Source organism: Oceanimonas sp. GK1, assembly GCF_000243075.1.
Lineage (GTDB): Bacteria > Pseudomonadota > Gammaproteobacteria > Enterobacterales > Aeromonadaceae > Oceanimonas.
In genome coordinates this window covers 2,941,273-2,954,204 of the sequence record NC_016745.1, presented here as the reverse complement: position 1 = coordinate 2,954,204, position 12,932 = coordinate 2,941,273, and the positions used below count along the sequence as shown (strand labels likewise).

The window sequence follows — 12,932 nt, the reverse complement described above, 5'->3', positions numbered from 1 at the left end:
AGGAGAGCAGAATGAACCCCGCATTGTGGATTAGCAAAACCGGGCTCGATGCCCAGCAGACCAACATTTCCGTGACCTCCAACAACCTGGCCAACGCCAGTACCGTGGGCTTTAAGAAGGGCCGGGCTATTTTTGAAGATCTGCTCTACCAGAACGTGCACCAGCCTGGGGGCCGGGCCACTGCCGACAGCAACCTGCCGTCGGGCCTGATGCTGGGGGCGGGCAGCAAGGTGGTGGCCACCCAGAAAACCTTTACTCAGGGCAGTGTGCAGACTACCGATAATGCTCTCGACGTGATGATCGACGGCCGCGGCTTTTTTGAAGTACTGCTGCCCGACGGCACCACCGGTTACACCCGTAACGGCCAGTTTGCCCTCAACGAAGAAGGCATTATCGTGACGCCCGGCAACGGCTATCCGCTGCTGCCGGAAATGCAGATCCCCGAAAACGCCCAGAGCATCAGCGTGGGTACCAACGGCGAGGTCTCGGTGCAGCTGGCCGGGCAGGCCGAAGGGCAGGTGATCGGACAGATCATCGTCACCGACTTTGCAAACCCCGCCGGCCTGCAGCCCAAGGGGGAAAACCTCTATCTGGCCACCCAGTCGAGCGGCGCGCCCTTGCAGGGCATTGCCGGCGCCGACGGGTTTGGCACCCTCAAGCAGGGTATGCTGGAAACCTCCAACGTCAACGTCACCGAGGAGCTGGTCAACCTGATCCAGGCCCAGCGGGTGTATGAAATGAACTCCAAGGTGATCTCCGCCGTGGACGACATGCTGGCCTACGTGAACCAGCAGCTGTAACCGGAGGCCGCCATGCGACTTGTCCTGATCCTGAGCTCGGCCACGCTGCTGGCGGCCTGCAGCTCCACGCCCTATACCCCCAAGCCGGACGATCCGGACTATGCTCCCGTGATGCCGGGCCCCGGCCACGAGCAGCTGGAACCCAACGGCGCCATTTTTCAGGACAACTACGCCAACAGCCTGTATTCCGACATCAAGGCGCATCGGGTAGGGGACATCATTACCGTGGATCTGGCCGAGTCGACCCGGGCCCAGAAACGGGCCACGACCCAGCAGGCCAAGGACAGCAGCCTGAACATCAACCCCCTCAACATCGGTGGTCAGGCCATTAATGTGGCCGGCTACCCGGTGACCGCCAGCATGTCGAGCAATAACGACTTCGACGGTCAGGCCAACACCAATCAGAGCAACAGCCTGCAGGGCAGCATTACCGTGAGCGTGGCGCAGGTGCTGCCCAACGGCAACCTGATGGTGCAGGGCGAGAAGTGGCTGATGCTCAACACCGGCGAGGAATATGTGCGCATCAGCGGCATGATCCGGCCCCAGGACATCAGCTCCGACAACCGGGTGGAGTCTACCCGGGTGGCCAATGCCCGCATTTACTACGGCGGCACCGGAGACTTTGCCAATACCCAGTCCCGAGGCTGGCTGGCGAAGTTCTTTAACAGCCCCTGGTTCCCCTTCTAGGAGTAACGGCATGAAATTCTTGAGCGGCCTGTTGCTGGCGTGTCTGCTGGCGCTGCCGGCCCAGGCAGCGCGGATCAAGGACATCAGCTCGGTGGCCGGGGTGCGCGCCAACCAGCTGGTGGGCTACGGCCTGGTGGTGGGCCTGCCCGGCACCGGCGAGCGCAACAACGCCTTTGCCCAGCAGACCTTTCGCACCATGCTGACCAATTTCGGCATTACCGTGCCCGACAACCTGCGGCCCAAGATGAACGACGTGGCGCCGGTGGCGGTGCATGCCGAGCTGCCGCCCTTTGCCAAGCCGGGCCAGACCATCGACATTACGGTGTCGGCCATCGGCGAGGCCAAGAGCCTGCGCGGCGGCACCCTGCTGCAAACCTTTCTGAAAGGGGTGGACGGCCGGGTGTATGCCCTGGCCCAGGGCAGCCTAGTGGTGGGGGGCCTCGGCGCCGAAGGGGCCGACGGCTCCTCCATCATGATCAACACGCCGACCGTGGGGCGCATTCCCGGCGGCGCCATGGTGGAGCGGGAAGTGCCCAGCTCCTTTGGCCGGGGCGACACCATTACCTTTAACCTGCACCGGCCCGACTTTACCACCGCCAAACGCATGGCGGAGGTGATCAACGACCTGCTCGGTCCCGCCAGCGCCCAGGCCCTGGATGCCACCTCGGTCACCGTTTATGCCCCCCGGGACACCGGTCAGCGCGTCAGTTTTCTGTCGACCCTGGAAAACCTGACCGTGGATGTGGCCGACGAAGCGGCGAAGATCATCGTCAACTCCCGTACCGGCACCGTGGTGATTGGCCAGCAGGTGCAGCTCAAGCCGGCGGCCATCACCCATGGCGGGCTCATTATTACCATCAATGAAAATCCCCAGGTGTCCCAGCCCAATGCCCTGGCCGGCGGCGAGACGGTGGTGGTGCCCAACTCCACCATCAATGTGGAGCAGCAGGACGGCCGCATGTTCAAGCTGGATACCGGCACCACCCTGGACGATCTGGTGCGGGCGGTGAACCAGGTGGGCGTGGCCCCCGGGGATCTGGTGGCCATACTGGAGGCCCTGCGTCAGGCGGGCGCCATTCAGGGTGAACTGGTGATTATTTAACAGGCACAGGGTGAGCGGAGGCAAGGCATGAAAAACATCGACAGCGTGCAGAACAGCCTGCTGGCCAACGACATTCAGGGGCTGGACCGGCTGCGGCAGCAGGGCTTTGCCAAGGACAGGGGCAAGGCGCTGGATGAGGCCGCACGTCAGTTCGAGAGCCTGTTCACCCAGCAGCTGTTCAAGTCGATGCGGGATGCCAACAAGGTGTTTGAAGCCGACAGCCCCATGAACAGCCGCTACACCCAGTTCTACCAGGACATGCACGATCAGCAGATGAGCAGCGAGCTCAGCCGTCAGGGCAGCCTGGGATTGTCGGATCTTATCGTGCGCCAGCTCGGCGGCGGTGAAGAGGCCAAGGCGGCTCCCGAAGCGCGCCATTTCAGCCTGGATAATGTGCGCCGCATTCATGGCAAGGTGGTGCGTCCGCCGGAAGAAAGCGCAGGCGAGAGCGACAAGCCCAAACCGCCGCTGAAGACGGCGCAAAACCCATCTGAAGACGCCGTGGTCCTGGCGGCCGGACAAAAATTTGACTCGCCGGAAGACTTCGTGCGCCGGCTGTTGCCGGCGGCCACGGCGGCGGGGGAGCGGCTGGGGCTGGATCCCAAGGCCATGCTGGCCCAGGCGGCGCTGGAAACCGGCTGGGGCAAGAAAATCATCGGCAGAAAAAATGGCGAGTCCAGCCATAATCTTTTTGGCATCAAGGCCGATAACAGCTGGAAAGCACAGAAAACCTGGGTCAGCACTCTGGAATACGAGCAGGGCATTGCCGTGCAGGTGAAGGCGCCGTTCAGATCCTATGCCTCCTTTAACGACAGCTTTGACGACTATGTGCAGTTTCTGAACGAGAACCCCCGCTACAACCAGGCACTGCAGCAAACCGGCTCCCCCCGGCAATATTTTCAGGCCCTGCAGCAGGCGGGTTACGCCACCGATCCGAACTATGCCAGCAAGCTTGCGGCGGTGCTCGATACCGTCAACCGGCTGGCCTCACAAGCATAAGGACACACCATGGCTGTTGATATGTACCAAACCGGGGTGAGCGGGCTGCTGGCGGCCCAGGCCCAGCTGGCCACCACTGGTCACAACATTGCCAACGTGAACACCGAAGGCTACAGCCGGCAGCGGGCCGAGCAGGCCACCACCCTGCACATGTTCTCGGGGGGCAATTTTTACGGCACCGGCACCCGAGTGACCGACGTCACCCGCATGTATCAGGAATACGCCTTTCGGGATGTGCTGGTCAACAACACCGAAAAGGCCGGGGCCGAGGCGCTCTATAATCACCTCAGCTATCTCGACAAGACCATGACCAGCGTCAATGCCGGCTTGGCCAGCAGCCTGGATGATCTCTACGGTGCCATTAACGCCGTGGCCGACAACCCGGGCAACCTGGGCAACCGGGAACTGATGCTGGCCAATGCCCAGGACATTGTTGATCACTTCAACGAGTTCTACAGCTCGCTGGAGCAGGAGCAAATGATCAAGAACCGGGATATCGAATCCCGGGCCGATCACATCAGCTCGATCACCGCCGGCATTGCCGATCTTAACCAGCAAATTCTTAATGCGGGCCAGAACGGCACCCCCAACGATCTGCTGGATCAGCGGGACCGTCTTATTCAGGAGCTGGGCCAGCAGGTGCACATCACCACCCTGAAGGATAATAACGGCATGATTTCGGTGATGCTGGGCGGGCGCGAGCCGCTAGTGTCCGGCAACCAGGCCTATCAAATGGAGGTGCGGCCCGGCTCGCCGGATCACAAGCAAACCGAACTGTATCTGGTAGCCCCCAACAGTAACGGCCAGGGCACCCGTATCAAGGGCAGCCAGGCCCTGGGCGGTGAAATGGGCGCCCTGTTTCATTACCGCGATCAGGTGCTGGGCCCCAACCTCAGCGACATGGGCAAAACCGCCATCGCCATTGCCGACGCCTTTAACAAGATTCAGACACAAGGCGTTGATCTCAACGGTAATGCCGGCCTCAATATGTTTAACGACATTAATGCCCCGGAAGACATGGCCAAGCGCTTTGTGGGCAATAATCCCAATGTCACCGGCGAGGTGGAAATTACCGATACCGGCAAGCTCACCGGCGGGGAGTACAGCCTGAAATACCAGGGTAGTGATCAATACCTGCTGACCGATGTGACCACGGGAGAGCAGTACACCATATCAGCGGTGGCAGCCAATCCGGTCGATCCGGCGCATCCCAACGCCAAGGTGCTGGATATGAGCGATAAACTGGGCTTCAGCCTGACGCTGACCGACGAGCCGGCAACCAATGACGAAATGCTGGTGCAGCCCACCCGCCAGGGCGCCATTGATCTGGAGCTGAAGCTCAATACCGGTGATCAGATTGCCGCTTCCGGCTCCCTGATGGTCAGCCCCGATGGGGATAATACCGGCACCGCCAAAGTCTCTGTGAGCCTGGTAAATACGCCGCCAGCTAGTCCACCTGTTTATCCGGTTATGTTGAAAGTCGAAGATGACGGTTCTGGTGGTTTGGTTTATAACGTGCTCGATGGCAACGGGGCCTCACTGTTCAGTGGTACACCAGATGCAAACGATAAGATTACCTTTGGCGATATTGAGCTGACTCTGGAAGGTGATCCCAAACTATTTGACCAGTTTGAAATCCGCCAGGCCAGTGGTTCGGGTAATAACCAGAACGCCCTGGCCTTTGCCGAGCTGCAGAATAAAAAGTGGCTCAATAACGGCAAGTCCACCGTCACCGACAGCCTGAACCAGACCGCCGTGGGCATTGGTAGCATGACCCGCAACCAGGGGGTCAAGGCGGAAGCGGCAGGCGCGGCGTACGATCAGTCCTACGATCGCATGCTGTCCACCTCGGGGGTCAACCTCGACGAGGAAGCCGCCAACCTGCTGCGTTTTCAGCAGTCCTACATGGCGGCGGCCCGGGTGGTGTCCACCGCCAGCGAAACCATGAACACCCTGTTGCAGATCCGCTAAGGAGCCATGATGCGCATTGCCAGTTTTCAGTTTATTCAGCGCAACCTGAACAACATCAGTGGCCGCACCTCGGAAGCCAACCAGCAACTGGGGCAGATGTCTTCCGGCAAGCGGGTGGAGCACGCCAGCGACGATCCGGTTGCGGCCAACGGCATCCTCAACTATAAGCAGGAGCTGCGTAAGCTTGATCAGTATCAGAACAACATCAACCTGGCGGAAAACCGCCTGCGCCGGGAAGAATGGGCACTGAGCTCCGCCGAAACGCTTACCCAGCAGGTAAAGGAGATCATGCTGGGAGCAAACAATGGCTCCATTACTCAGCTGGAGCGGGATGCTTACAAGGAAGAATTGCAAAGCCGTATCGATGAAATGCTGGACCTGGCCAATACCCAGGACGAATTTGGCCAGTATATTTTCGGTGGTTTTCAGACCGACAGCTCACCTTTTGTGCGCCAGCCCGATGGCTCCGTGACTTATAGTGGCGACGGTGGTGAACGCAACATGGTGGTGGGCGATAAGGTAAGGGTCGGCATTAACCACAGCGGTGAGCTGGTGTTTGGCAGTGTGCCTAATCCCAAAGGGGATTTCACTGTTGAATACGACAAGGATAATCAAGGCTCTCTCAATGTTGAACAAGCCAAGATCAAAGATAAAGGCAGCTTTCATGACGGTCACCCCTATGGACTGACGTTTACCGATAACGCCGGCACCATGGAAGTCAGTGTCAGCTACAAGGATGAAAATGGTGATCCTCAGGTGACGCCAGCACAAGCCTATGTGCCCGGTCAGCCAATCAAGGTGGATGGTGTGGAAATCGTTGTCAAAGGGGAAGCCAAGTCGGGTGATAATATTACTTTGTCTTCCGGCGTTACAGATGGCACTGGTGAAGACCAGCTCAATGTTTTTGATGTGCTGAATCGGGCCAAGGACTGGCTGGAAAAAGACGGTCATAATTCTGCCGGACAGAGTGAGATGGCTGATGTTCTAGCTGAACTGGATGCCGTGGCGAATCACCTCACCCGAGTACGGGCCGACACCGGCAACCGCATGCAGCGTATTGAAAACCAGCAGCTGACCCACGAAGACATGGGCCTGACTCTGAACAAGCTGCGCAGCGGTATGGAGGATCTGGATTATGCCAAGGCCACCGGGGAGTTCAGCCAGACCATGGTGGCGCTGCAGGCCACCCAGAGTATGTTCGGCAAGGTGCAGAACATGAGCCTGTTTAATTACATTTAATAACTATCTGCAGCGACTGAAATAAAACAGGGCCGGCATTTGCCGGCCCTGTTTTTTACTTCACTCTGCTTTTTACTCCGCCACGCAATCCACAAAGTAGCGGGTTTCACCCTGCTGCTCTTCCGCCACCAGGCCGTGAATATAGGTTTCAAAACCGGGGAAGCGCTGGTTGAACTCCCGGGCAAAACGCAGGTAGCTGATGATGGTGTCGTTGAACACCTCACCCGGAATAAGCAGCGGAATGCCGGGCGGGTAGGGGGCCACCATCACCGCCGTGGTGCGGCCGGCCAGCGCGTCGAGCGGCACTCGCTCAATCTGCTTGTGTGCCATTCGGGCAAAGGCGTCCGCCGGTTTCATGGCCGGCACCAGATCCGACAGATACATTTCCGTGGTCAGCCTGGCCACGTCGTTTTCCTTGTACACGGCGTGAATTTGATCGCACAGATCCCGCAGCCCCACCCGCTCGTAATGGGGCTGGCTCTGTACAAACTGGGGCAGAATCTTCCACAGCGGCACGTTGTTGTCGTAGTCGTCCTTGAACTGCTGTAACTCGGTGACCATGGTGTTCCAGCGGCCCTTGGTGATGCCGATGGTAAACATGATAAAGAAGGAGTAGAGCCCGGTTTTTTCGATGACGATGCCGTGCTCGGCCAGGTACTTGGTGACCACCACAGCCGGAATGCCCGAGTCGGCAAACTGGCCCTTCATGTTGAGTCCCGGGGTCAGAATGGTGGCCTTGATCGGATCCAGCAGGTTAAAGCCGGGCTCGATGTCGCCAAAGCCGTGCCAGCCGTCTTCCGAGCGTAGCATCCAGGCATCCCGTTCATCCAGGCCGTGATCGGTGAGATCGTCCGGGCCCCACACCCTGAACCACCAGTCTATGCCGTACTCGTCACCCACCTTGCGCATGGCCCGGCGGAACTCCAGGGCCTCCGCCAGGGATTCTTCCACCAGGGCGGTACCGCCCGGCTCTTCCATCATGGCCGCCGCCACGTCGCAGGAGGCGATAATGGCATACTGCGGGCTGGTGGAGGTGTGCATCAGGTAGGCTTCGTTGAACACATGGCGATCCAGCCGGGTTTTTTCACCGTCCTGAATAAGAATTTGTGAGGCCTGGGACAGGCCCGCCAGCAGCTTGTGGGTGGACTGGGTGGCAAACACCATGGAGTCCTCGCAGCGCGGCCGGCCCTCGCCAATGGCATGGTAATCGCCGTAAAAGTCGTGAAAGGCGGCATGGGGCAGCCAGGCCTCGTCGAAATGCAGGGTTTCAATCTCGCCGTCGAGCAGGCCCTTGATCTCTTCCACGTTGTAGAGAATGCCGTCGTAGGTGGACTGGGTAATGGTCAGCACCCGGGGCTTGATGTCCGGGTTGTTCGCCAGAATTTCCCGGCAGAAGGGGTTGGCTTCCATTTTCTGGCGAATGCGCGCCGGTTCAAACTCGCTGCGGGGAATGGGGCCGATAATGCCGTAGTGGTTGCGGGTGGGCATCAGGAACACCGGCACGGCGCCGGTCATCATGATTGCGTGCAGAATCGACTTGTGGCAGTTGCGATCCACCACCACGATGTCACCGGGGGCCACCGTGGAATTCCACACGATTTTGTTGGAGGTGGAGGTGCCGTTGGTCACGAAAAACAGGTGATCGGCGTTGAAAATACGGGCGGCATTGCGCTCCGAGGCGGCCACCGGACCGGTGTGATCCAGCAATTGGCCCAGCTCGTCCACCGAGTTGCACACGTCGGCGCGCAGCATGTTTTCACCAAAGAACTGATGGAACATCTGCCCCACCGGCGACTTCAGAAAGGCCACGCCGCCGGAGTGACCGGGGCAGTGCCAGGAATAGGATCCGTCCTGGGCGTAGTGGGTCAGGGCGCGGAAAAACGGCGGTGCCAGGGAGTCGAGGTAGCTTTTGGCCTCGCGAATGATATGCCGGGCCACGAAGTCGGGGGTGTCTTCGTGCATGTGAATAAAGCCGTGCAGCTCCCGCAGTATGGCGTTGGGAATATGGCGGGCGGTGCGGGTTTCGCCATAGAGGTAAATGGGGATGTCCGGGTTGCGGTGGCGGATCTGCTCCACAAAACGGCGCAGTTGCTCCAGCACCGAATGGGCTTCTTCCCGGCTGCCGGCCAGCTCCTCGTCGTCGATGGACAACACAAAGCCCGCGGCCCGGCTTTGCTGCTGGGCGAAGGACGTCAGGTCGCCATAACTGGTGTAGCCCACCACGTCCATGCCGGCCTTTTCAATGGCCGAGGCCAGCTCGCGAATGCCGGAGCCGCTGGTGTTCTCGGAGCGAAAGTCTTCGTCGATGATGACGATGGGAAAGTAAAAGCGCATCAGGTGTCCCTTGTTGCTAAAAGCCGGTGCCAAAAGCCGAGTGCCGAAAGCGTGATCATTCGTGACTATGATAGCCGACCCGCATTCTACTGCCTGGCCTGGGCAGTGACAAAGTATGATTATGCATTTTCAGTGATTAAATAATGTCGTCTGGAGAATGTGGAAAAATACCGGCACGGAAGGCACTATTTGAGACTGACTTATAATAGGACCCCATCATGTTCAGAGCCCGGCAATGTCTTTTTCTTACCCTGGTGGTGTCGGTACTGGCCGGCTGTGCCACGGCACCACCCAACAACCCCGCCAATCTTTGCGCCATTTTTGAGCAATACCCCGACTGGCACGAGGCGGCGGAGGAAACACGGGAAAAATGGGGCGCGCCGGTGCACGTGACCATGGCCATGATGTTTCAGGAGAGCAGCTTCCGCCACGATGCCCGGCCGCCCATGCGCTGGTTTCTGTTTATTCCCTATGGCCGGGCGTCCAGTGCCTATGGCTACGCCCAGGCCAAGGACGAAACCTGGGCCGATTACCAGCGGGAAACCGGCAGCGGCTGGGCCGACCGGGACGACTTTGACGACGCCATCGACTTTATGGGTTGGTACATGAGCAAATCCAGCCGGCTGAATGGCGTGTCGAAATGGGACGCCTACGGCCAGTACCTCAACTACCACGAAGGCTGGACCGGCTACCGCCGCGGCAGCCACCTGAAAAAGCGCTGGCTGCTGGGGGTGTCACGCAAGGTGGAAAACCGGGCCAAACGCTATGCCGAGCAGTACTGGCGCTGCAAGGATGAGCTGAACAGCGGCTGGTTTTAATCCCGAGGAGGTTGTCACTCCGGGCTTGACCCGGAGTCCGAAGCCGGTGGCTCGGTGACAGGTAAAAAAATACCGGCTTGAAGGCCGGTATGACGGAACACTTATTCTGCGGCAGCCCCCGCCGCCAGATAGTGGGCCATTTCTTCCTTCGGTACCATGCCGCCGCCGGTGGCCCACACCAGGTGATGAGCCCGGGAAAGGCGCGCCTGGGTCAGCCCCATGCGCTCCCGGTAACCCTGCTCTTCGCCTTCCACCCGCCAGGGGCCGGGCATGCCGGCCAGGGCCGAAGGCTCGAGATAAATATTTTCCTGCCGCGCCAGCAGAGCCAACAGGCTGAACAGCTGCTCGTCGGGCAGGGTATAAAACCCGTCCAGCATCGGCGTCATCACCCGGCCCACAAACCCGGATGGCCGGCCCACGGCCAGGCCGTCGGCGGCGGTAATGTTGTCGATGCCCAGATCCTGCACCGAAATGGCGTCATGCAGGCCGGTATAGGCTCCCAGCAACATGCAGGGAGAGTGGGTGGGCTCGGCGAACACGCAGTGTACCGCATCGCCAAAAGCCAGTTTCAGGCCAAAGGCCACACCGCCGGGGCCGCCGCCCACGCCACAGGGCAGGTAGACAAACAGCGGATGCTCGCGGTCCACTTTAATGTCCTGCTGCTCCAGCTGGGCCTTGAGCCGCTGGCCGGCCACGGCGTAGCCGAGAAACAGCTGCACCGAGTTTTCGTCATCCACAAAATGACAATAAGGGTCGTTCTGGGCCTGGGCCCGGCCTTCGGCCACCGCCACCGAATAATCGCTCCTGTATTCCACCACCTTGACGCCGTGGTGGCGCAACAGCGCCTTTTTCCATTCCCGGGCATCCGCCGACATGTGCACGCTGACCTTGAAGCCAAGCCGGGCGCTGATCATGCCGATGGACAGCCCCAGGTTGCCGGTGGAGCCCACCGCCACCGAATAACGGCCGAAAAAGGCGCGGAATTCGTCGCTGTCGAGCTTGGCGTAATCGTCGTCCAGATGCAGCAGACCGGCCTTGAGCGCCAGCTTTTCGGCGTGCTGCAGCACCTCGTAAATGCCGCCCCGGGCCTTGATGGAGCCGGACACCGGCAGCAGATCGTCCCGCTTCAGCAGCAAGGTGCCGGCCAGGGGCTGCTCATGGCGCACATCCATGGCCCGCTGCATGGCGGGAATGGCCTGCAGCGGCGACTCCAGCAGGCCGTTAAGCGCCCGGGTGTCGGGAAATACGGCACGAAAGTAGGGGGCGAAACGTCCCAGCCGTTCGGCGGCGTCGGCCACGTCGTCGGCGGTCAGGTTCACGCCCGCCAGCGCCCGCTCCAGGGGCTGGCGCTCGGGGTTGAACCAGGTGACCGGTTTCAGTGCCATCAGCGGCTTCAGCAGCGGATAAGCGCGAACCAGTTCATGGATGGCACTCTGGGAATAATGGGGATGTGAATGCATTAACAATGTCCTGAATATAGGCTGCCAGCAGTATAACAAAACAGACGCCGCGGTTTATCGCGGCGTCTGAATCTTCATTCCCGGTTTTTCATTCCGGGTGTTATTGCTGCCGAGCGAAGTATTCCCGGGTCAGGCGGAATACTACCGGGCTCAGCAGCGCCAGGGCGATCAGGTTGGGAATGGCCATCATGGCGTTGAGGGTATCGGCCAGCAACCAGATAAACTCCAGCGACTGGGTGGCACCAATGGGCAGGGCCAGCACCCAGGCGATGCGGAAGGGCACTATCGCCTTGACCCCGAACAGGAACTGCACGCATTTTTCACCGTAAAAGCTCCAGCCCAGAATGGTGGTAAAGGCAAAGATCGCCAGCGCCACCGACACGATGTATTCACCACCGGGAATGGCCAGAGAGAAGGCCAGGGTAGTGAGCGAGGCACCGGCCTCACCGCTGGTCCAGCTGCCGGTGACGATAATGGCCAGGCCGGTAATGGAGCAGACGATGATGGTGTCGATAAAGGTGCCCAGCATGGCAATCAGCCCCTGACGCACCGGGTTGTCGGTTTTGGCGGCGGCGTGGGCGATGGGGGCACTGCCCAGGCCGGCCTCGTTGGAAAACACCCCCCGGGCCACGCCAAAGCGAATGGCGGCCCACACGGCGGCGCCGGCAAAGCCACCCTGGGCGGCGATGGGGCTAAAGGCGTGCTCAATGATCAGGCCAAAAGCGGCGGGAATGGCATTCAGGTTCATGGCCAGCACCACCATGCCGGCGGCAAAGTAGGACACCGTCATCAGCGGTACCAGCTTGCCTGCCACTTCCGAAATCCAACGAATGCCGCCGATCAGCACCAGGCCCACCAGTACCATCAGCACCACGCCGGTCATGATGTGGGAAATGCCAAAGGACGCATCCAGGGCGTCGGCCACCGAGTTGGCCTGCACCGTGTTGCCGATGCCAAAGCCGGCAAAGCCGCCAAAAATGGCAAAGGCTACACCCAGCCAGGCCCACTTGGCACCAAGCCCGTTGCGAATGTAATACATGGGGCCGCCCACATGGTTGCCCAGCTTGTCGGTTTCCCGGTATTTCACCGCGCACACCGCCTCGGCATACTTGGTGGCCATGCCCACCAGGGCGGTCATCCACATCCAGAACAGCGCGCCGGGGCCACCAAAAAAGATGGCGGTGGCCACACCGGCAATGTTACCGGTACCAATGGTGGCCGACAGGGCCGTCATCAGGGCGTTAAAGGGGGAAATTTCCCCGGCGCCGGCTTCGGTACGGGTAAACAGCAGCTTAAAACCGGTGCCCAGCTTGCGAATGGGCATCAGGCCCAGCCCCAGTTGCAGGTACAGGCCCAGGCCGAGAATGCCCACCAGCATGGGCACGCCCCAGACGACGCCGTTGATCGAAGTTAACAGTGAGGTAAGTAGTTCCATCTATGCCGCTCCTGAAGAAAAAAAGCAGGTGGGTGAAAACCGTCAGTTGAAGATTAGCCCCATTCAGGTCAATAGCATAATGACTTC

Annotated in this window: 10 protein-coding genes; 7 read left to right on the top strand and 3 right to left on the bottom strand. The window is 60.0% G+C overall.

Annotated features, from left to right (window positions below; all coding sequences use genetic code 11):
* Positions 1-11: 11 nt before the first annotated feature.
* Genes flgG through flgL form a run of 6 tightly spaced genes read left to right on the top strand, consistent with a single transcriptional unit; the run spans position 12 to position 6,798 of the window.
* Positions 12-800, top strand: coding sequence for a flagellar basal-body rod protein FlgG (gene flgG / locus GU3_RS13940; RefSeq protein ID WP_014293172.1), 789 nt, complete (start codon positions 12-14; stop codon positions 798-800).
* Positions 801-812: 12 nt separating this feature from the next.
* Entirely contained in the window at positions 813-1,487 is a 675-nt protein-coding gene (gene flgH, locus GU3_RS13935; RefSeq protein WP_014293171.1) for a flagellar basal body L-ring protein FlgH, read from the top strand.
* A gap of 10 nt (positions 1,488-1,497) precedes the next feature.
* Complete coding sequence (locus GU3_RS13930) at positions 1,498-2,589, top strand: flagellar basal body P-ring protein FlgI (protein WP_014293170.1); 1,092 nt, start codon at positions 1,498-1,500, stop codon at positions 2,587-2,589.
* Positions 2,590-2,616: 27 nt separating this feature from the next.
* Positions 2,617-3,588 carry a flagellar assembly peptidoglycan hydrolase FlgJ gene (gene flgJ, locus GU3_RS13925; RefSeq protein ID WP_014293169.1) on the top strand — a complete coding sequence of 324 codons (972 nt, stop codon included), beginning with the start codon at positions 2,617-2,619 and terminating at the stop codon, positions 3,586-3,588.
* A 9-nt stretch (positions 3,589-3,597) separates the two neighbouring features.
* The gene (gene flgK, locus GU3_RS13920) at positions 3,598-5,559 is read left to right on the top strand and encodes a flagellar hook-associated protein FlgK (RefSeq protein ID WP_148265913.1); all 1,962 of its coding nucleotides are present in this window, start codon (positions 3,598-3,600) and stop codon (positions 5,557-5,559) included.
* A gap of 9 nt (positions 5,560-5,568) precedes the next feature.
* The gene (flgL, locus tag GU3_RS13915; protein ID WP_014293167.1) at positions 5,569-6,798 is read left to right on the top strand and encodes a flagellar hook-associated protein FlgL; all 1,230 of its coding nucleotides are present in this window, start codon (positions 5,569-5,571) and stop codon (positions 6,796-6,798) included.
* Positions 6,799-6,870: 72 nt separating this feature from the next.
* On the opposite strand, the gene GU3_RS13910 is transcribed toward flgL, so the two are convergent.
* Positions 6,871-9,132, bottom strand: a complete 2,262-nt coding sequence (locus tag GU3_RS13910) for an arginine/lysine/ornithine decarboxylase (RefSeq protein WP_014293166.1) — start codon at positions 9,130-9,132, stop codon at positions 6,871-6,873.
* 218 nt (positions 9,133-9,350) lie between these two features.
* On the opposite strand from GU3_RS13910, the gene GU3_RS13905 reads away from it, so the two are divergent.
* Positions 9,351-9,950 (top strand): hypothetical protein, encoded by a 600-nt coding sequence (locus GU3_RS13905; protein WP_014293165.1) that lies wholly within the window; start codon positions 9,351-9,353, stop codon positions 9,948-9,950.
* A gap of 101 nt (positions 9,951-10,051) precedes the next feature.
* On the opposite strand, the gene dsdA is transcribed toward GU3_RS13905, so the two are convergent.
* Together dsdA and GU3_RS13895 are read right to left on the bottom strand one after the other, a co-directional pair.
* The gene (gene dsdA / locus GU3_RS13900) at positions 10,052-11,410 is read right to left on the bottom strand and encodes a D-serine ammonia-lyase (protein WP_014293164.1); all 1,359 of its coding nucleotides are present in this window, start codon (positions 11,408-11,410) and stop codon (positions 10,052-10,054) included.
* A 100-nt stretch (positions 11,411-11,510) separates the two neighbouring features.
* A complete protein-coding gene (locus GU3_RS13895) occupies positions 11,511-12,845 on the bottom strand; it encodes a sodium:alanine symporter family protein (protein WP_014293163.1) in 1,335 nt (444 codons plus the stop codon).
* Positions 12,846-12,932: the final 87 nt, after the last annotated feature.